The following is an 18661-nucleotide window of genomic DNA, read 5'->3' as shown; positions in this document are numbered from 1 at the left end:
GAGGGCCGGACCCTGGCCCCGGGGATCCGGCCCTCCGAACAATCCGCGAGTCCCCGAAACGCCGTTTACAGATCGAGTCTCTGAGCACTGAGGCAGTCCCCATTGACCGGCCCGCCCGTGTCCCACCACTCCTCGATGTTTGCTCGAATGACAAGACCGGCTGATTGAACGGAAGAGTTCTTGACGTCATCCGCACTTCCGATCGTCAGTCGCCACCTACTGGTCCCGGTCGGAGTCTCCACCGCGACTTCGCAGTGGACGGCGCCCGACCCGGGATCGACATCAAGCCCCTCAAGAACGATCCTTCTGTGATCGTTCTTGACAAGCGGCTGACTTGCGCTTCGGAACAGCTCGGCTACCGACCACTCGCTCACAGTATCGAGAACCCACCTCACGGCTCGTCAATTGGAACAAAGACCGGACACTCCCGGGGCGCCTGCGCCCTACCCTCGAATGGCAGGCTCGTAGTATTGGGATAGTTCAGCAGATAGGCGGTGATCACGCCCTGCGGCCGGAACCCATCCCTTCCGATAGGGCCGGATCGACCACGACCCTGAACAGCTCGGGTCGCACCGCGCTGATGTTCGAGCACTCCCCCACGCCACCCGGAGCTGCCATCCCGGGCGGCAGGGCCCGGCTCCTACAGCGCAAACGCCACCACAACTGCAACCAACAGCAGAGGGCCGGACCCCCGACTCGGGGATCCGGCCCTCTGACCTGGCGGTAGCGGTGGGATTTGAACCCACGGAGGCGTGAACCTCACGCGCTTTCGAGGCGCGCTCCTTCGGCCGCTCGGACACGCTACCGCCGAGAAGGCTACTAGACGGCCCCGCGCGGAACGGGCGGGGGGTCAGCCCCGGTGATCGGCGAAGAACGACTCCAGCAGGGCCGCCGCCTCGCCCTCCCGGATCCCCCCGACGACCTCCGGACGGTGCGTCAGCCTGCGGTCCCGCAGCACGTCCCACAGCGAGCCGGCGGCGCCGGTCTTCGGTTCCCAGGCGCCGAACACCACCCGCTCGATCCGGGCGAGGGCGATCGCGCCGGCGCACATCGTGCACGGTTCGACGGTCACCGCGAGCGTCGCGCCGGTGAGCCGCCAGGAGCCGACCACCCGCGCGGCGGCGCGCAGGGCGAGCACCTCGGCGTGCGCGGTGGGATCGCCGAGCGCCTCGCGGGCGTTGCAGGCGGCGGCGAGTTCGGAGCCGTCGGCGTCGAGCACGACGGCGCCGATCGGGACGTCACCGGTCGCCGTCGCCGCCCGCGCCACCTGCAGCGCGCGGACGACAGCTGCCTCGTCGGCGGGCCGGAACACGCTCAGGAGTTGACGATCTCGTCCAGCTGGCCGGCGAAGCCGCAGCGCCGGGCGATCGTGTCGAGCTGCTCGTCCGGGTAGAGCTCCAGGTCCGAGACCAGGACCTCCAGCTCGTCGGCGGGCAGGCCGAGATCGGCCAGGATGCCGAGGTCGCCCTCCGGCCAGGGGTCGTCGAGCACGTCGTCGTCCGGCGGGAGCTCGACCCGCAGCAGGTCCAGGACGTCGGCGGCGACGTCGTAGTCCAGCGCGGCGACCGCGTCGGAGATCAGCAGCCGCACCCCGCCCGCGGACGGGCGCAGCAGGACGAAGAACTCGTCGTCGACGTCGAGCAGGCCGAGCACCGCCCCGGTGGACCGCTGCGCGCGCAGCGCGGTGATCGCCGCGTCGAGATCGACCAGCGCCTCGGCATCGAGCCGGACACAGCGCCACCGCCCCTCCTCGCGGATCGCGGCGACCGCGAATCCGGGCAGGGCGGCACCCCGGGTGTCCGGGGCTGCCTCGACGCTCTGGGTTGGCACGTCGACAACGGTACGTCCAGAACGTCGTGTGAGCCACGCCACGACCAGGTATGCGTGGTCACATCGGTCCGGCGGGTCGCCCGGCGGACGACGGTGGACGACGATCGGTCCATGCCCATCACCCACGCGTCGGTGTCCCGCCTGCCCGACGGGCTGATCGCGCAGGCGCGCACGCTCCAGCCGCGGACCGTGGCACTGCGCCGTGAGCTGCACCGGGCGCCCGAGCTGGGCCTCGATCTGCCGCGCACCCGCGACGCCGTCCTCGCCGCCCTGCGGGACCTGCCGCTGACGATCCGGACCGGCCGGTCGTGCAGCTCGGTGGTGGCCGTCCTGGAGGGAACGCGGCCCGGGCCGACGGTGCTGCTGCGCGGGGACATGGACGCGCTGCCGCTGCAGGAGGACACCGGACTGGACTTCGCGTCCGGGACCGACGGCGCGATGCACGCCTGCGGGCACGACACGCACACGGCGATGCTGGCGTCGGCGGCCCGCCTGCTGGCCGGTCGCCGGGACCGGATCGCCGGTCGGGTGCTGCTGATGTTCCAGCCGGGCGAGGAGGGGTTCCACGGGGCCCGGCACATGATCGACGAGGGACTGCTCGACGACGGCCCGGAGCTCGCCTACGCCCTGCACATCTCCTCGACCGTCCCCAGCGGGGAGCTGCACCACCGGCCCGGACCGATCATGGCGGCGGCCGACGTGCTGACGGTCACGGTGACCGGCCGGGGCGGGCACGCGTCCGCGCCGCAGGACGCCTGCGACCCGGTCCCGGCGGCCGCGGCCATGGTCGGCGGGCTGCAGACACTGCTGAGCCGGCGGGTCGCCCCGCACGACGCGGCCGTGCTCACGGTCGCCCGGATCCAGGCCGGGACGACCGACAACGTCATCCCCGAGACGGCCGAGCTGACCGGCACCCTGCGGACGCTGTCCGAGCCGGTCCGAGCCTTGCTGCACAACGAGATCGAGCAGCACTGCCGGTACCTGGCGCTGGCCCACGGCTGCACCGCCGAGGTCCGGATCACCACCGGCTACCCGGTCACGGTGAACGACGGCCCGGCGACCTCGGCGCTGGTCCGGGTCGGCGAGCAGGTGCTGGGCGAGAGCGCCTGCGTGCCGATGGCGAACCCGTTGATGGGCGCCGAGGACTTCTCCTACGTCCTGGCGCGGGTGCCGGGATCGCTGGCGTTCCTCGGGGCGCGGCCACCCGGGGTCGCCGCCGCGGACGCGCCGCCGAACCACTCGAACCGGGTGGTGTTCGACGAGGCCGCGTTCCCCGCCGGGGTCGCGGTCTACGCGGCCCTCGCGCTGGCCGCGCTGACCTGAGCCGGCCGCGAGCGCGTCGGCCGCGGGGGCGGTGCCGGCCGGGGGCTCGGCGTCGGCGGCGGGTGCGATGTCGGCCGCGGACCCGATGCCGGCCGTGGCCCGGCGTCAACGGTGGCCCTGCGTCGACCACGGTCCGGCGTCAACCGTGGGCCGGCGTCAACCACGGGCCGGCGTCAACCACGGCCCGGCGTCAACAACGGCCGCGGCCGGCGGCAGCCCGATCGGCGGGCCCGTCCCGGCGTCAGCCGTGGGCGGGCCAGGGCTTTGTCGGTTCGGCGCGCGGCGCACCGCACCCCTGGCCCGACATCGCACCCCTACCCGCGCTCGGTCGCACCCCTGGCGCGACGCCGCACCCCTCGGAACCGGTGCGGCGCCGAACCAGGGGTGCGAGGCGGGACCCGGGGTGCGACGACGGGCCGGGATGCTGCGTTGCGCCACGGGGCGACGCCCCGCCAGGAGTGCGAGGCCGCCGCCAAGGGTGCGAGGCCCCGCCAAGGGTGCGACGCCCCGCCAGGGGTGCAAGGCCCCGCCAGGGGTGCGACGCCCCGCCAAGGGTGCAACGACGCACTGGCCTGAACCGCCACCGGACGGCACGCTGGACGACGTGCTCCCGCTCCCCGATCTGGTGCGGGCTCTGGACTCCGGCGAGCTCTCCCCCACCGAGCACCTCGACGACGTCCTGGCCCGGCTCGACGCCGACCGCACCGGCAGCGTCATCGTCCTCGACCGCGAGCGGGCCCGCGCCCGGGCCGCCGAGCTGACGGCGCTCGCGCTCCGCGGCGAGCGGATCGGCCCGCTGCACGGGGTGACGGTCGGGATCAAGGACCTCGTCGACGTCGCCGGGCTGCCGACCCGCTGCGGCTCACGCCTGCTCGACGACGCCCCGCCCGCCCGGGCCGACGCCCCGGTGGTGGCGATGCTCCGGGCCGCGGGCGCGGTCGTCGTCGGGAAGCTGCACACCCACGAGTTCGCCTACGGCCCGGTCGGCGACGTCGCGGCGACCGGGCCCGCCCGCAACCCGCACGATCTCGGCCGGGTCACCGGCGGCTCGTCGTCCGGCCCGGCGGCGGCGGTCGCGGCCGGGCACCTGCCGCTCACCGTCGGCACCGACACCGGGGCGAGCGTGCGCACCCCGGCCGCGCTGTGCGGGGTGGCCGGCTGGAAGCCGCGCCGCGGCACCCTGCCCGGGGGCGGGGTGTTCCCGCTGGCGGAGTCGTTCGACACGGTCGGCCTGCTCGCCGCCGACGCCGCCTCGCTCGCGCTCGCCCGGGCCGCGCTCGCCGGCGCAGTGCACGCCGGCGCAGTGCACGCGGGCCCGGGGGCCGCGGTCGCGGCGCCCACGGGAGCACCGGTGGGCGCCGCGGCACCGGGAGCGGCGCACGTGAGCACTCCGGTCGGCGCGGCAGCACCGGGAGCGGCGCACGCGGGCGCGGCAGCACCGGGCACGGCACGCGTGGGAGCGGCGCACGTGGGAGCGGCAGCACCGGGCGCGGCACACCCGGGCGCCACGACCGGGCCCTCACCCACCCGGCCGTACCGGATCGGCGTGGCGACCGGCCCCTGGTGGCGACCGCACGACCCGGTGATCACCGACGCGGTCCGGTCCGTCGCCGACACCCTCGCCGGACTCGGCGCGGACGTGTCCGAACAGGACACCCCTGGCGTCGACGAGCTGGCCGCGACCTACCCGGTGATCACCGGCGCCGAGGCGTTCGCGACCCACCGCGAGTGGTTCACCCGACGCCGCGACGAGTACCAGCCCGCCACCGCCGAGCGCCTCGCCCCGCACGCCGACGTCCCGGCGCACGCCTATGTCGACGCGCAGCGGACCCGGCACCGGCTCGCCGCCGCACTGACCGGGCATCTCCGCTGCGACGTCCTGCTCTGCCCCACCACCCGGCTGCGGGCCACCCCGATCGGCGCCGACTTCGTGTCCACGCCGGACGGTGAGATCCCGGTACGGCCGGCGCTGCTGGAGACCACCTCGCCGTTCAACCTGCTCGACCTGCCGGTGGTGGCGCTGCCGGTCCCGGTCCCGGGGCTCCCGGCGGGCGTCCAGCTGGTGGGCGTCACGATCGGCGACGACGCGCTGCTCGACCTGGCCGGCGCCGTCGAACGGGCACTGCGGTGAGCTGCGGCGTCCGGTCACACCGGGGTGTGCCGGTGACCGGGACGCTGCGGTGATCCTCCCGGTCGCGGTCGCCCGCGGGGTCGCCGACGGCGGGATCGACCGCGCCTACCGCCGCTGGACGAGCGCCCGGGTCCGCGCGGGCTCGATGCTGCGCACCGCGGCCGGCGTCGTCGAGATCGTCGCGGTGGACGAGATCGATCCGTCCTCGATCACCGACGACGACGCCCGCGCGGCAGGAGCCGGCTCCGCCGCGGCCGTCCGCCGGGCGTTCCGCGGCGACCCCGGCGACCCGGTGTTCCGGATCCGGCTGCGCGCCGCCGGGGCCGATCCGCGGGTGGCGCTGCGTGACACCCCGCCCACCGGCCCGGACGAGCTGGACGAGCTGGTCCGGCGGCTGGACCGGCTGGACCGAGCCTCCCGGCACGGCCCGTGGACCAGGGACACCCTGCGCTGCGTCGCCGAGCACCCCGGTGAGCGGGCCGCCGACCTGGCGGGCCGGCTCGGGCGGGAGCGGGACCCGCTGAAGCTCGACGTCCGGAAGCTCAAGAACCTGGGGCTGACCGAGAGCCTGGAGACCGGGTACCGGATCTCGCCGCGCGGCGCGGCCTTCCTGGCGACGGGCCGCTGAGGCGCCCGACCCGGGGGCCTCTACCCTCCGGACGCATGCGAGCGGTGTGCGTACTGGGGACCGGACTGATCGGCGGGTCGCTGATGCGTGCCGCGGCGCGCGCCGGACGCGACGTCTGGGGCACCGCGGCCTCCGAGGCGACCGCCGCCGCGGCCGTCGCGGACGGCTTCGACGTCACCACCGACACCGACGCCGCGCTGGCCCGGGCCGCCGCGGCCGACGCGCTGGTCGTCGTCGCGGTCCCGCTGACCGCGCTCGAACCGGTGCTGCGCCGGATCGACGCCGTCGCCCCCACCTGCCGGCTCACCGACGCGGTCAGCGTGAAGGTCGCCGTCGCCGACGCGGTCGCCGAGTTCGCGCCGCGCGCCCGCTACGTGGGCGGCCACCCGATGGCCGGGACCGCGGAGTCCGGCTGGGCGGCCGGCGATCCGGACCTGTTCGACGGCGCCGCCTGGGTGGTCGCCGCCGACGACGGCCTGGACCTCGACGTCTGGCGCGACGTCGCCGGGCTGGCCTGGGCCTGCGGCTCCCGGGTGGTCCCCGCGGCCGTCGACGAGCACGACATCGCGGTCGCCCGGATCTCGCACCTGCCGCACCTGTTCGCCGCGGTGCTGGCCTCGGTCGGCGCCGGCGACCAGGGTGACGATCTCGCGCTGGCGCTGTCCGCGGGCTCGTTCGCCGACGGCACCCGGGTCGCCGGCACCCGGCCCGAGCTGGTGCTGGCGATGTGCGAGGGCAACCGCGCGGCGCTGCTCGCCGCCGTCGACGACGCGCTGGGCCGGCTCGGCGCGATGCGCGGCGCGCTGGCCTCCACCGGCGGGCTCGCCGCCACCGTCCGGGCCGGCCACGAGGCGCGGATGCGCTGGGCGTCCACCCGGGAGCCGCTGGAGCTGCCGGTGTCCCTGGACGGGGAGCCGTCGGCGGTGCTGGCCGAGCTGCGCGAGCTGGGCCGCCGCGGCGACGTCGTGGAGCGCCCGAAGGACTGAGCCTCAGCCCGCGGGCAGCTCGGTGCGGGCGGCGACGCCCGGGTACCCGATCACGAAGCCGTCGGCGTCGACGGTCAGGTCCGCGGCCGTGCCGCCCGCCTCGAAGCCGACGACGGCGGGCTCGGAGCCGGTGCCCACCCGCACCGTGCGGTAGGTCTGCTCGGTGGCCTCCACCCGCAGCGTCGGGAGGTCCACGAACACCATCGGCACGACGTGCTCGCCCTTGTCCCGGTGCAGCCCGAGCCGGCGGACCGGCAGCGCGTTGAACACCGGGCTGAACGCGAGATCGACGTCGCGGGCGCCGTGGAACTCGCCGCGGGTGCCGCCGGAGCCGTCGTCGACCAGCCAGACGCCGTCGGTGCTGCGGCTGATCGTCAGCTGCTGCTCGCCGCCGGCGGTCGCGACGTCCACGGCCAGCCGGGACAGCGTCCCGTCACCGGCCACGACCAGCCGGTACGACGCGGTCAGCACGCCGCCGGGCAGGTCACGGATGCCGCGGATCATCCGGCCGACCGCGCGGAAACCGCCGCCGGAGGTGGTGATCCGGGCGGACTCCAGACCGTCGGCGCCGTCGGCGTCCGGATCGGCACGCCAGCTGAGCATGATCGCCATGCACACCTCCGCCTCGGGGGTTCGACGTCACGGGACTGCCATTGCACACCGCCGCACCGCGTGCGCAGAAGAGTGATGATCGTGTCATCATCCGGGTTCGCGGCGCACGTCGGACGGGTCGACGTCGTCGCGCACCCCGCGGAACACCGGTTGCCGCAGCCGCCCCGCCTGCGTCCGGCCCAGGTGCGCGACCTCCACCACGACCGACGGGGTGCACCATCTGGCCCCGGCCGCGTCCACCCGCGGGACCGCCGTCGCGAACGGCGGTGTGCCGGACTCCAGCGGCCCCAGCCGCGCGGCGAGCACCTGCTGCACCGCGGACCCGGCGAGGCCGGACCCGACCCGGCCGGCGAACTCCAGCCCGTCCGGGCCGGGGATGCCGAGCAGCAGCGCGCCGATCCGGTTCCCGCTGGTCCGCTCCGGCCGCCAGCCGCCGACCAGGCAGCTCTGCGAGTGCCGGTGCGCGACCTTCACCCAGTCCGGGCTGCGCCGGCCCGGCCGGTACACCGACGTCTCCTTCTTCGCGACGACGCCCTCCAGCCCGCGCTGGGCGGTGACCGCGAGCAGCGCCGCGCCGTCCGGGTAGCGCGGGGACACCTCGACCTGCGGGACGCGGGCCGGGTCCAGCCGGTCCAGCGTCGCGCGGCGCTCGGCCAGCGGCCGGTCCAGCAGCGGCACCCCGTAGAGCCGCAGCACGTCGAACACCATGAACGTGACCGGGCGGCGCTGCGCGGCGGCCGGGCCCACCACCCCCTGCATGCGGTGGGCGAGCGCGGCGAAGCTGGGGGCGCCGTCGTCGAGCAGGACGACCTCGCCGTCCAGCACGACGTCGGGCGCCAGCTCCACCAGTCCGGCGAGCTCGGGGAAGTTCGCGGTGACATTCCGGCCGGAACGGGTACGCAGGCGCAGTACCGGTGCCGTGCCGCCGGGGCCCGCCGGGCCCTCGGTCACCGACGCCAGCACGCGCATGCCGTCCCACTTGACCTCGAACGACCAGCCCGGACCGGTCGGGAGCGGTCCGGGGGTGGCGAGCATGGGCAACACACCGTCATGCTGTCACCGAACGCCGGGGCGAGGGGGATGAGCCAGTGCGTGCCATCTGGAGCGGGGCCGTGTCGTTCGGCCTGGTCAGCGTCCCGATCAAGGTGTACTCGGCGACGTCGAACCACGACGTGCGCTTCCACCAGGTGCACGGCGAGGACGGCGGCCGGATCCGCTACAAGCGGACCTGCGAGGTGTGCGGCGAGGAGGTGTCCTACGCCGACATCGTCAAGGGCTTCGAGACGCCCGAGGGCGAGCTGATCACGCTCGACGAGAACGACCTCGCCTCGCTGCCGGTCTCCACCGGTCACGAGATCGACGTGGTCGAGTTCGTGCCGAACGACCAGATCGACCCGATGCTGTTCGACAAGACCTACTACCTCGAACCGGAGACGAAGGCCGCGAAGCCCTACGCGCTGCTGCGCGAGGCGCTGAACGAGACCGACCGGACGGCCGTGGTGAAGGTGGCGCTGCGCCAGCGCGAGACCCTCGCGCTGCTCCGGGTGCGCGGCAAGGTGATCGTGCTGCAGACCCTGATCTGGACCGACGAGGTGCGCGAACCCGACTTCGACGTGCTGGACACCGACGTCGAGCTGCGCCCGCAGGAGCTGCAGATGGCGGCCTCGCTGGTGGAGTCGATGGGCGCCGACTTCGATCCGGCCGAGTTCCACGACGAGTACCGGGACGCGATGGTCGACCTGATCGAGACCAAGCGGTCCGACGGCGACGCCCGGCCCGCGCCCGCCGCGGAGCGGTCCGACGACGGCGCCGACTCGATGAGCGACCTGCTCTCCGCGCTGCAGGCGAGCGTGGACGCCGCCCGGTCGAGCGGAAAGGGTTCCGGCAGCTCCGGCAGTTCCGGCAGCTCGAGCAGCTCCGGCAGTTCCAGCAGCTCGAGCAGCTCCGGCAGCTCGGGCAGTTCCGGCTCCGGCGGCACGAAGAGCAGCTCGTCGGGCCGGGCGAAGACCGGCACCCGCAGCCGCCGCTCGGGCACCGCCGCGGAGAGCGGCTCCGGCTCGTCCGGCCGGAAGACGTCGTCGGGCACCCGCTCCCGCAGCACGTCCGGCAGCACGGACGGGGACGCGTCCACCGGCACCGACGACGCGAAGCCGGCCACCACCCGCCGGCGCAGCCGCAAGACCGCCTGAGGTCAGGGGCCGAAGCTCGACTCCGGCGGGCGCTGGTCGTTCTGCAGCGCCCCGAACAGCGCCGATGCCCGCTCCCGGTCCCAGCGCAGGTTCGAGCCGCCCGCGCTGCCGCCGATCGGCACCGTCGTCTGGACCCCGTCGCTGCCGGACGCCCCGCGCATCGCCCAGGCCAGCCCGGCGACGTTCCACAGCCGGTCCGAGTCGTCGACGGTGATCGTCTCGGTGACCGCGGACGCCAGCGGGACGGTGCGGAACGGATTGAGCAGGGTCAGCGGGCTGGTCGCCTTGCTGAGCAGCGCGGAGAGGAACTCGCGCTGCCGCTGCACCCGGTCGAAGTCGGAGCCGGGGGTGGCCCGGGTGCGGACGTAGCCGAGCGCGGTCTGGCCGTCCATGTCCTGGCAGCCCGCCTCGATGTCCAGCCCGGCGAGCGGGTCGTTCATCGCCTCGTCCACGCACATCTCGACGCCGCCGACGGCGTCCACCGCGCCGACGAAGCCGCCGAACCCGACCTCGACGTAGTGGTCGATCTGCAGTCCGGTGGCCTGCTCGACGGTCTGCACGAGCAGCTGCGGCCCGCCGAACGCGAACGCGGCGTTGATCTTGTTGCTGCCGTACCCGGGGATCGGGACGTAGGAGTCGCGGGGCAGCGAGACGAGCACGTCGCCGGACCGGCCGCTGTGCAGCAGCATGATCGTGTCGGTGCGCTGGCCGGCCGCGTCGCCGGTCGCCAGGCGCTCCTCGTCCTCGGCGGACAGGCCCTCCCGGCTGTCCGAGCCGACGATCAGGTAGTTCGTGCCGGAGCCGCTGCCCGCACTCTCCGCGGGGAGCGCCTCGACCCGGGTCATGTTCTGGTCGAGATAGACCCCGAACCCGACGAACGCGACCAGCAGCACGATCAGCACGGCCTTCCAGCGGCCGCGCAGCATCCCGCGCGCCCGCCGCCAGTCGGGCAGCGTCGGCCCCTTGGTGATCCGCCCGTCCCGGGGGGCGAGCGAGGCCGGGTGCACGCCGGGGCCGGGGCCGGCGGGACCGGCCGGGCGGGGCATCGCGGTGCCGCGGGGCGGCGCGCCGGAGCGGGGCGTCCGGCCGGGCGGCGGGGAGCGCAGCGGGCCGCGGCCGCGGGCCGGCGGCGGCTGCCGGGGATTCTGGGGCTGCTGGGGTGGTGACGGCGGCGGCATCGGCCGCCCGCCACGCCCGGGGAGCGGGCGGGGGCCGCGCGCCGGCTGGTTCGCCCAGCCCGGGCTGCCCCCTCGCGGGGGCGGGCCGCGGAACTCTCCGGCCATGCCTGCTCCACCGTCCAACCGGCCCGCGGTTCGCGGGGCCCTCACCGTCCGACCATACTGCCCCGCCGGTGATCACCCGTCGTGGAGCACGGGAGCCGCCCTGCGAACGCTGCACTCCACAACGGGTGATCACCGGGCAGGATCTCCCCCGTGGACCTGCCACTGATCGAGGACGACCTGGCCGACGAGGGCGTCATCCGCGCCACCTCGCTCGTGCGCCGCCCGCCCGACATGCCGGACACCGCGGTGCTCTGCTGGTTCCCCGAGGTCGTCGACGCGCTCGGGGCCGGCGACGCCCGCGCGCTGTCCGTGCTGCGCACCGAGCTGGGCCGCACCCCGGTCTGGCGCACGCACGGCCCGGCCGGGCGGCCGGTCGCAGTGCTGCACCCGGGCGTCGGGGCGCCGCTGGCCGCGATGTTCCTGGAGAACCTGGTCGCGATGGGGGTGCGGCGGATCGTCGGCGTCGGCGGGGCGGGCGCGCTGCGGCACGAGCTGACCCTCGGGCACGCGGTGGTGCTGGGCAGCGTGCTGCGCGACGAGGGCACGTCGTTCCACTACCTGCCGCCCTCGCGCACGCTGGACGCCGATCCGGCCGGGATCGCGGTGCTGGAGCGGGCGCTCGGCGACGCGGGCATCCCCTGGGTGGTCGGCCGTTGCTGGACCACCGACGCCGTCTACCGGGAGACCCCCGGCCGCATCGACCGGCGCCGGGACGAGGGCTGCGCGGTCGTCGACATGGAGGCGTCCGCGCTGGTCGCCGCCGCCCGGCGGCTCGGGATCGGCTACGGCCAGGTGTTCCTGGCCGCCGACTCGCTGGCCGGCCCCGAGTGGGAGCACCGCGGCTGGACGACGGCACACGACGCCAGGTCCGGCCTGTTCGGCCTGGCGGTGGCCGCGGCCGAGGCGTGGGACCGGTCGTGACCGGCCCGGTGTTCGACGAGCGCGACCAGCTGGACACGGTCGCCGCCGCGCTGCTGCCCGGCGAACGGATCGTCGCGGTGTACGACGCGGTCGATCCCGGGGCCGGCTTCCTCGGCCTGACCGACCTGCGGGTCCTGCTGCAGGACAACGTCTTCGGCGGGAACCGGACGGCGCTCACCTCCATCCCGTACGCCCGGATCGACGCGGTGTCGGTGCTGTCCGGGCGCTCCCCCGCCGGCGGCTTCGTCCCCTCCACCCGGATCGCCGTCACCGCCGGGGCGCGCACCTACGAGCTGGCGCTGCGGGACCCGGCGCGGGCCCGGCACGCGCACGACGTCGTGCTCGACCGGACCGTCCGCCCGTGACCGGGGGCACGCTCGGCGGCGGGCCCGGCCCGCCGGTTGCGACACTGGGTCCATGAGCCCCGCCCCGTCGCCCGCCGTCCCCGACACCCCGGCGCAGCCCGCTCACGAACGCACCGACGTGCTTGTCGTCGGGGCCGGGCCGGCCGGCTCCGCGGCGGCGGCCTGGGCCGCCCGGCACGGTCTCGACGTCGTCCTCGCCGACGCCGCCGAGTTCCCGCGGGACAAGGCCTGCGGCGACGGGCTGACCCCGCGGGCGATCGCCGAGCTCTCCCGGCTCGGCCTCGGCGACTGGGTCGACGCGCACGGCACCAACCGCGGCCTGCGCGCACACGGCTTCGGGCAGGTCCTGGAGCTGCCCTGGCCGGGCGGCTCGCTGCCCGCACACGGCTCCGCCATCCCGCGCACCGAGCTCGACGCCGGGATCCGGCAGGCCGCGCTCGACTCCGGCGCCGTGCCGATGGACGGCGCGAAGGCCGTCGACGTCGTGTTCGCCGGCGACCGGGTCGAGTCCGTGGTGTTCGCCGACGGGCGCCGGATCGCCTGCCGACGCCTGGTCGTCGCGGACGGGGCGCGCTCCACGCTCGGCCGGGTGCTCGGCCGGGAGTGGCACCAGGACACCGCCTACGGCGTCGCGATCCGCGGCTACATCGGCTCCGGGCGGCACGACGACCCGTGGATCAGCTCGCACCTGGAGCTGCGCGGCGAGAACGACGAGGTGCTCGCCGGGTACGGCTGGCTGTTCCCGCTCAACGACGGCCGGGTCAACATCGGCGTCGGCACCCTCGCCACCGACCGGCGCCCGGCCAACATCAAGCTGCGCTCGCTGGTCGAGCACTACGCGAACGCCCGCCGCGCCGACTGGCAGCTCGACGGCAAGGTCGAGCTCCCGCGCTCGGCGCTGCTGCCGATGGGCGGTGCGGTGTCCGGCGTCGCCGGGCGCAACTGGGCGCTGATCGGCGACGCCGCGGGCTGCGTCAACCCGCTCAACGGCGAGGGCATCGACTACGGCCTGGAGACCGGCCGGCTGGTCGCCGAGCTGCTCACCGCGGGCGCCGACCTGGACACCGCCTGGCCCGCCACCCTGCGCTCGCACTACGGCCTGGCCTTCTCCATCGCCCGGCGGCTCGCCGGGCTGATCACCGTCCCGCGGCTGCTCCCGCTCGCCGGGCCGATCGGGATGCGCTCGCGCAGCCTGATGACCGTCGCGCTGCGGGTGATGGGCAACCTGGTCACCGACGAGGACACCGACCTCACCGCGCGGGCCTGGCGGGCCGCCGGGAAGCTCTCGGTCCGGCTCGACGACCGCCCGCCGTTCCCGGCCGCCGACCTGCGGACCCCCGCCGTCGCGCGCTGAAAAGCCTGGCGTGCCCCGGCCGGCCCGGGGCAGGATGGCCGACCGTGGCTACCGGGGATCCGACCGTCGTACTGGTGCACGGCATGGGCTGCAACGCCTCGTCCTGGAACGGCGTGGTGCGCGAGCTCGCGCTGCGCGGGGTCCGGGCGCTCGCCGTCGACCTGCCCGGGCACGGCGCCGGGGCGCGCATCCCGCGCGGCTACCTCGGCTCCCAGGACCGGGCCCTGCTCGGCTCCGAGTCCAGCGGGATGAAGGGCATCGGCACGCCGGACGACGTCGCCTCGGTCGCCGAGGTGCTGCGCCGTGCCAAGAAGAACGGGCCGGTCGTGCTGGCCGGTGTCAGCCGCGGCGGGCTCACCCTCAACGCCGTCGGCAACAGCCACCCCGAGCTGGTGGACCGGCTCGTCTACATCTCGGCGCACTGCCCGGTGAACGCCGACTCCGGCGCCTACCAGATCGCGCCGGAGAACGCGGACAGCCTGCTGCACCGCACCACCGCGCTGGTCGTGGCGAACCCGACCACGATCCGCGGGCTGCGGCTGAACTGGCGCACCGCCGACCCGGACATGCTGGACCTGCTGCAGGAGGCGCTGCTCGCCGACGGCACCCGCGACGAGCTGCTGGCCTACCTGCACGTGCAGGACCCGGACGAGTCGATCCTGATCGACGACTCCCTGGTGCAGGCCGGGGCGCAGGGCTGGGGCCGGATCCCGCGGCACTACGTCCGGTTGCCCGCCGACCGCGCGCTGCCGGTCGCGCTGCAGGACCGCTACATCGCCGAGGCCGACGCGCTGACCCCGGACAACCCGTTCACCGTGCACGACCTGGACGCCTCGCACATCGGCGTCCAGGTCCATCCCGGCCCGACCGCCGAGCTGCTCGCCCGGATCGCCGCCAGCGGGTGATACCGCGGCTCGCCCGCGTGCCGTCGCAGCGCACGGCACCCGCGGGCCGGTAGCGTCGCCCCACGTTGCGTGCCGTCTCCGTCCCGGGGCCGGTGGCGAGCAGACCTCGGGAGGGCCAGTGCAGCGCGGTGAAGACCGGGACGCGGCCCGCCGCGGTGACGACCGGGACGCGGCCCGCCGCGGTGACGACCGGGACGCGGCCCGCCGCGGTGACGACCGGGACGCGACCCGCCGGGCAGCGCCCGACGCGTGGCGCACCGGGAACCACCGCCGGGGCGGATCCCGCCCGGCCGACCCCGGCCCGGCCGGCCGGCCGCCCCAGGACCCCGGCCCGGCCGGCCGGCCGCCCCAGGACCCCGGCCCGGCAGGCCGCGCCGCCGCCCCGCCACCGCACGGCCCCGGCGGCCGCGGTGGCCCCGGCGGTCCCGGTGGTCCCGGCGGCCCGCAGGACCCGACCCGGCACGCCGCCGCACCGGGCCCGGACGCCACCCGCCGGGTCGGTCCCCCCGCGCCCGACGGCACCCGCCGGATGGACGCCGGCGACCCGACCCGCCGGGTCGGCCCGCCGCCCACCGCCGCCTACGGCGCCGCCCGCCCGCAGCGCCCGGACGCCACCCGGATGATGCCCGCGCCGGTCACCGAGCCGGAGCTGCTCGGCGGCCGGTACCGGCTGGAGGGCCTGATCGGCCAGGGCGGCATGGCCGACGTGCACCGGGCCACCGACACCCGGCTGAACCGCCCGGTCGCGGTGAAGATCTTCGGCCCGGGCAACGACCCGACCGCCGACCAGCGCTTCGAGCAGGAGGCGCAGGTCATGGCCAACCTGCGCAATCCCGGACTGGTCGCGGTGCACGACTTCGCCGTCGAGCCGGACCGCGCCTACCTGGTGATGGAGCTGGTCGACGGGCCGTCGCTGAAGGACGTCATCGCCGCCGAGGACCTCCCGCCCGACGACATCCGCCGGATCGGCACCGAGATCGCGCAGACCCTCGCCTACGTGCACGGCCAGGGCGTCACGCACCGGGACGTGAAGCCGTCGAACATCCTCATCGACTCCGACGGCCGGGCCCGGCTCGCCGACTTCGGGATCGCCGCGCTGCTCGGCGCCGACGGCCACACCGCCGCCGGCGAGATCATCGGGACGCCCGCCTACCTCGCACCGGAGCAGGTCCGCGGCACCGACGTCGGCCCGCCCGCCGACATCTACGCGCTCGGCCTGGTGCTGCTCGAGGCGTGGACCGGCCGCCAGGAGTACCAGGGCGAGGGCCTGCAGGGCGCCGCCGAGCGGGTGCACCGCGCCCCGGTGGTGCCCGCCGACGTGCCGGAGCCGCTGCGCTCGACGATCTCCGCGGCCACCGCCACCGACCCGCAGCGCAGGCCGGACGGCCACCGGGTCGCCGAGATGCTGGCCGCGGCGAGCCCCGCCCCGGCCGCCCCGGTGCAGCCCGAGCCGGAGCCGGGCAACGCCGATCTCGGCTCGTCGAGCCCCGGGAAGTGGATCGCGATCGGCGCGTTCGTCGTCGCGCTGCTGGTGCTGCTGATCGGGTTCCTGCTGTTCGGCGGGGACGACCAGGAGGCCCCGGCGCCCGCGCCGACCGAGACGAGTGCGCCGGTGACGACCGAGGAGACCACCGAGCCCGCCCCGACCACCGAGGAGGAGGGCGGCAACGGCGGGTTCCCGATCCCGACGAACATCCCCACCGAGCTGCCCACGCTGCCGACGAACATCCCGACCGAGCTGCCCGACCTGCCCACGAACCTGCCGAACCCGGACGAGATCACCGAGGGCGCGCAGGGCTTCTGGAACAGCGTCCAGCAGTGGTGGCGCAGCGTCACCGGCGGGAGCTGATCACCGGCCGGCCCGGCCGCGGATCACCCAGCCCGCGACCGCGGACCGGTTCGGCAGCCCGAGCTTGCGCAGGACGCTGCTGACGTGTTGCTCGACCGTCCGCTCCGAGACCCCCAGCCGCCGGGCCGCGGACCGGTTCGAGGCGCCCTCGGCGAGCAGCCGCGCGACCTCCGTCTCGCGCCGGGTGAGCGGACCGAGCACCAGCTCGGTGCCTGCCAGAGCGTCCCGGGCCGCCGCGGCGAACCAGGGCGCGTAGAACGCGTCGGCCCGCGTCGCGGCGTCGGTGAACGCCGCCGCGGCGCCCGGCGCGTCACCGAGGAAGCGCGCGAGCCGGCCCAGCACCAGCGCGACCGGCCCGCCGTAGGGCGTGGTCGCGCCGGCCGTGACGTGCAGGTGCGCGAAGGGGCGCAGCCGCCGCCGGACGGCCTCGGCGCCGATCCGGTCCCCGGCGGCCTCGGCGAGCTCCGCGTGCCCCGCCTCGGCGACCAGTACCTCGGCGGACGCCGGTGGCAGCGCCGCGGCATGCGGTGCCAGCGCCCGCCAGACCGCGACGGCCTCCGCGGCGCGGCCCGACCGCAGCAGCACCCGTCCCCGCCAGCCCTGCGCCAGGAACGGCCCGTCGGCGACCGCCAGTCGCACCTCGGCCTCGATCGCCGCCAGCCCGTCGCCGGTGCGGTGTGCGAGCGCGTGCCGGAACAGCAGATCGAGGAACGACGTGTCCGGGGCACCGGCCGACTCCCCCGCGGCCCGGGCCTCGGCGATCGCCGCACCGACGTCGTCGAGCCGGTCCTCGATCAGGGCCAGCGACGCGTGCACCGACGCCAGCCGCCAGCGCCACACCGGTGACCCGAGCCTGCCGACCAGCGCTGCCAGCTCCGTCAGCTCGGTGTGGAACTCCACCCGCAGGCCCAGCTGCTGCAACGCGTCGAGGCGCCACAGCCGGCCCCAGGCCCGGATGTGGTCGTCACCCGCCGCATCGCCCAGCCCGACGAGATCGCCGGCAACGGCCAGCCGCTCCCCCGTGCCGGCCGGGCCCAGCGCCCTCGCGTGCCGTGCCTGCAACGCGATCGACCGGCGCTCGGCCTCGTCGGGCGGGACCGGGCGGACCGGCTCGGCGGGCCGGACCGACCACGCCGTCGAGATCGCCGTCAGGTGTTCCCCGACCAGCTCGCGCAGCTCCGGATCGGTGTCGCCGAGGGCGGCCATCGCCTCCAGGCACAGCGCCTGGCGGGCGGCGGTGAGGTGCCGCGCGGCGAGATCGGGCCCGCCGACGGCCAGCGCGGCGCGGCCGAGCAGCCCGGCGTCGCCCAGCTCCCGGGCGGTCCGGGCGGCCGCCAGGGCCGCCGCCCACGCCCGGTCCACCGCTCCGGAACGCGCCTCGGAGCGGGCGGTCTCCAGCCGCGAGCGGGCCTCGGCGGAGCGGCTCTCGAACTCGTCGGTACGCATCGCCACCTGCGGGAGTACGGGATTCCTCGGATACCGCGCCGGACCGGGAGGACCCTAGCGTCCGCGACCATGACGAACAGCCTGTCCGAGCGGGATTCCCGGGCTCGTGCCCGATGGGGCGGCATCGCCGCGGTGGTCGCCGGGCTCACCGGTGCGGGTGCCGCGGTGTTCCTGGTGCTGGTGCCACCGGCGGTTCCGGACGACGTCTTCAGCTACCCGCTGACGGCCGCCGGCTTCGCCGTCGCCCAGTCCGCGTTCTTCGTGCACCACCTGGTGGCCGCGACGGCGCTGGAGTTCCTGCGCCGGGCCGGGCTGGCCGGGCACGGACGCGGGGCGGACGCGGCCGGCCTCGCCGCCGTCGTCGTGCTGGTGGTGCTGGGGGTGCAGGAACTGGTGGCGATCGGGGCGGCCACGGCCCCCTACCCGTCACCGCGGACCGATCTCGTCGAGACGGTGTACGGCGCGATCAGCGTCGCGCTGGCGGTGGTGCTCGTCTGGCTGGGCGTCCGGGTCGTCCGGGCCGGGGTGCTCACCGGTGCCGGACGGTGGTCGGTGCTCGTCACCGGCGTCTACGTGTTCGTCCCGCTGACACCGGCCACCTTCGGCCCGTTCGTCGTCGGCCGGCTGGCCGTCGCCGGCTGGCTGCTGCTGTTCACCTGGATCGGTGTCGCGATGCTGCGGTGGGCGGCCGCCGGGCACGGGACCCCGGCGATGCCGCCGCCCGGTCCGCCCGGTCCGCCCGGTGCGCCGGGCCGGCGGGTGACCCGCGCCACCACCGACCGGAGCGGGTGACCCGGGGCGGCGGGGCGACCGGGTCATCGGGGACCATCAGGGGAGGT

17 protein-coding genes and 1 tRNA gene are annotated in these 18661 nt (G+C 76.0%); 11 read left to right on the top strand and 7 right to left on the bottom strand.

Translation table 11 applies throughout. From position 1 onward, the window contains the following. Positions 1–718: 718 nt before the first annotated feature. From ABD160_RS15945 to ABD160_RS15935, 3 genes are all read right to left on the bottom strand, one after another. Positions 719–806 (bottom strand) — tRNA-Ser (locus ABD160_RS15945). 44 nt (positions 807–850) lie between these two features. After that, positions 851–1312, bottom strand: coding sequence for a nucleoside deaminase (locus ABD160_RS15940; protein WP_344023119.1), 462 nt, complete (start codon positions 1310–1312; stop codon positions 851–853). A 2-nt stretch (positions 1313–1314) separates the two neighbouring features. Next, positions 1315–1830, bottom strand: a complete 516-nt coding sequence (locus ABD160_RS15935) for a tRNA adenosine deaminase-associated protein (protein ID WP_344023117.1) — start codon at positions 1828–1830, stop codon at positions 1315–1317. 111 nt (positions 1831–1941) lie between these two features. Here ABD160_RS15935 and ABD160_RS15930 point away from each other — a divergent pair, with 111 nt between their 5' ends. The 4 genes from ABD160_RS15930 to ABD160_RS15915 all read left to right on the top strand — a co-directional run bounded on the left by ABD160_RS15930 (position 1942) and on the right by ABD160_RS15915 (position 6898). Further along, positions 1942–3153: a M20 metallopeptidase family protein gene (locus tag ABD160_RS15930; protein ID WP_344023115.1), complete on the top strand. Its 1212-nt coding sequence runs from the start codon at positions 1942–1944 to the stop codon at positions 3151–3153. Between the two features lie 604 nt (positions 3154–3757). Beyond that, the gene (locus ABD160_RS15925) at positions 3758–5284 is read left to right on the top strand and encodes an amidase (RefSeq protein ID WP_344023113.1); all 1527 of its coding nucleotides are present in this window, start codon (positions 3758–3760) and stop codon (positions 5282–5284) included. Positions 5285–5333: 49 nt separating this feature from the next. Next, a complete protein-coding gene (locus ABD160_RS15920; RefSeq protein WP_344023111.1) occupies positions 5334–5912 on the top strand; it encodes a hypothetical protein in 579 nt (192 codons plus the stop codon). 35 nt (positions 5913–5947) lie between these two features. Continuing rightward, on the top strand, positions 5948–6898 hold the full coding sequence (locus tag ABD160_RS15915) for a prephenate dehydrogenase (RefSeq protein ID WP_344023109.1): 951 nt from the start codon (positions 5948–5950) through the stop codon (positions 6896–6898). A 3-nt stretch (positions 6899–6901) separates the two neighbouring features. Here the strand turns inward: ABD160_RS15915 and ABD160_RS15910 are convergent, their stop codons facing one another. Together ABD160_RS15910 and ligD are read right to left on the bottom strand one after the other, a co-directional pair. Next, positions 6902–7510, bottom strand: a complete 609-nt coding sequence (locus tag ABD160_RS15910; protein WP_344023107.1) for a putative glycolipid-binding domain-containing protein — start codon at positions 7508–7510, stop codon at positions 6902–6904. Positions 7511–7597: 87 nt separating this feature from the next. Further along, entirely contained in the window at positions 7598–8545 is a 948-nt protein-coding gene (ligD, locus tag ABD160_RS15905) for a non-homologous end-joining DNA ligase (protein WP_344023300.1), read from the bottom strand. 53 nt (positions 8546–8598) lie between these two features. Here ligD and ku point away from each other — a divergent pair, with 53 nt between their 5' ends. Next, positions 8599–9699 (top strand): non-homologous end joining protein Ku, encoded by a 1101-nt coding sequence (ku, locus tag ABD160_RS15900; RefSeq protein WP_344023105.1) that lies wholly within the window; start codon positions 8599–8601, stop codon positions 9697–9699. A gap of 2 nt (positions 9700–9701) precedes the next feature. Here ku and ABD160_RS15895 read toward each other — a convergent pair whose 3' ends face one another. Beyond that, positions 9702–10982, bottom strand: coding sequence for an LCP family protein (locus ABD160_RS15895; RefSeq protein WP_344023103.1), 1281 nt, complete (start codon positions 10980–10982; stop codon positions 9702–9704). Positions 10983–11132: 150 nt separating this feature from the next. Between ABD160_RS15895 and ABD160_RS15890 the strand changes: the two genes are divergently transcribed. The 5 genes from ABD160_RS15890 (at position 11133) to ABD160_RS15870 (ending at position 16376) form a co-directional block, all read left to right on the top strand. After that, a complete protein-coding gene (locus ABD160_RS15890) occupies positions 11133–11903 on the top strand; it encodes a nucleoside phosphorylase (RefSeq protein ID WP_344023101.1) in 771 nt (256 codons plus the stop codon). After that, entirely contained in the window at positions 11900–12268 is a 369-nt protein-coding gene (locus tag ABD160_RS15885) for a hypothetical protein (protein WP_344023100.1), read from the top strand. Before ABD160_RS15890 ends, ABD160_RS15885 begins: the two co-directional genes overlap by 4 nt. Positions 12269–12320: 52 nt before the next feature. Further along, positions 12321–13622, top strand: a complete 1302-nt coding sequence (locus ABD160_RS15880; protein WP_344023099.1) for a geranylgeranyl reductase family protein — start codon at positions 12321–12323, stop codon at positions 13620–13622. A gap of 44 nt (positions 13623–13666) precedes the next feature. Further along, positions 13667–14527 carry an alpha/beta hydrolase gene (locus ABD160_RS15875; protein WP_344023098.1) on the top strand — a complete coding sequence of 287 codons (861 nt, stop codon included), beginning with the start codon at positions 13667–13669 and terminating at the stop codon, positions 14525–14527. 118 nt (positions 14528–14645) lie between these two features. Further along, positions 14646–16376 carry a serine/threonine-protein kinase gene (locus ABD160_RS15870; RefSeq protein WP_344023096.1) on the top strand — a complete coding sequence of 577 codons (1731 nt, stop codon included), beginning with the start codon at positions 14646–14648 and terminating at the stop codon, positions 16374–16376. On the opposite strand, the gene ABD160_RS15865 is transcribed toward ABD160_RS15870, so the two are convergent. Next, complete coding sequence (locus ABD160_RS15865) at positions 16377–17822, bottom strand: LuxR C-terminal-related transcriptional regulator (RefSeq protein WP_344023094.1); 1446 nt, start codon at positions 17820–17822, stop codon at positions 16377–16379. A 69-nt stretch (positions 17823–17891) separates the two neighbouring features. Here ABD160_RS15865 and ABD160_RS15860 point away from each other — a divergent pair, with 69 nt between their 5' ends. Next, the gene (locus tag ABD160_RS15860; protein WP_344023092.1) at positions 17892–18614 is read left to right on the top strand and encodes a hypothetical protein; all 723 of its coding nucleotides are present in this window, start codon (positions 17892–17894) and stop codon (positions 18612–18614) included. Positions 18615–18661: the final 47 nt, after the last annotated feature.

Source organism: Pseudonocardia kongjuensis (assembly GCF_039526905.1).
In the GTDB taxonomy this organism is placed as follows: domain Bacteria; phylum Actinomycetota; class Actinomycetes; order Mycobacteriales; family Pseudonocardiaceae; genus Pseudonocardia; species Pseudonocardia kongjuensis.
Note: the sequence above shows the minus strand (reverse complement) of the source record. Positions and strands in the feature narration are given on the sequence as shown.

What these genes read in the sequence shown, in the direction of transcription:
- ABD160_RS15930 (WP_344023115.1), top strand. Translation starts at nt 1,942, where the DNA reads ATGCCCATCACCCACGCGTCGGTGTCCCGCCTGCCCGACGGGCTGATC.
- ABD160_RS15865 (WP_344023094.1), bottom strand. Translation starts at nt 17,822, where the DNA reads ATGCGTACCGACGAGTTCGAGAGCCGCTCCGCCGAGGCCCGCTCGCGG.
- ABD160_RS15895 (WP_344023103.1), bottom strand. Translation starts at nt 10,982, where the DNA reads ATGGCCGGAGAGTTCCGCGGCCCGCCCCCGCGAGGGGGCAGCCCGGGC.
- ABD160_RS15910 (WP_344023107.1), bottom strand. Translation starts at nt 7,510, where the DNA reads ATGGCGATCATGCTCAGCTGGCGTGCCGATCCGGACGCCGACGGCGCC.
- ABD160_RS15915 (WP_344023109.1), top strand. Translation starts at nt 5,948, where the DNA reads ATGCGAGCGGTGTGCGTACTGGGGACCGGACTGATCGGCGGGTCGCTG.
- ABD160_RS15880 (WP_344023099.1), top strand. Translation starts at nt 12,321, where the DNA reads ATGAGCCCCGCCCCGTCGCCCGCCGTCCCCGACACCCCGGCGCAGCCC.
- ABD160_RS15860 (WP_344023092.1), top strand. Translation starts at nt 17,892, where the DNA reads ATGACGAACAGCCTGTCCGAGCGGGATTCCCGGGCTCGTGCCCGATGG.
- ligD (WP_344023300.1), bottom strand. Translation starts at nt 8,545, where the DNA reads ATGCTCGCCACCCCCGGACCGCTCCCGACCGGTCCGGGCTGGTCGTTC.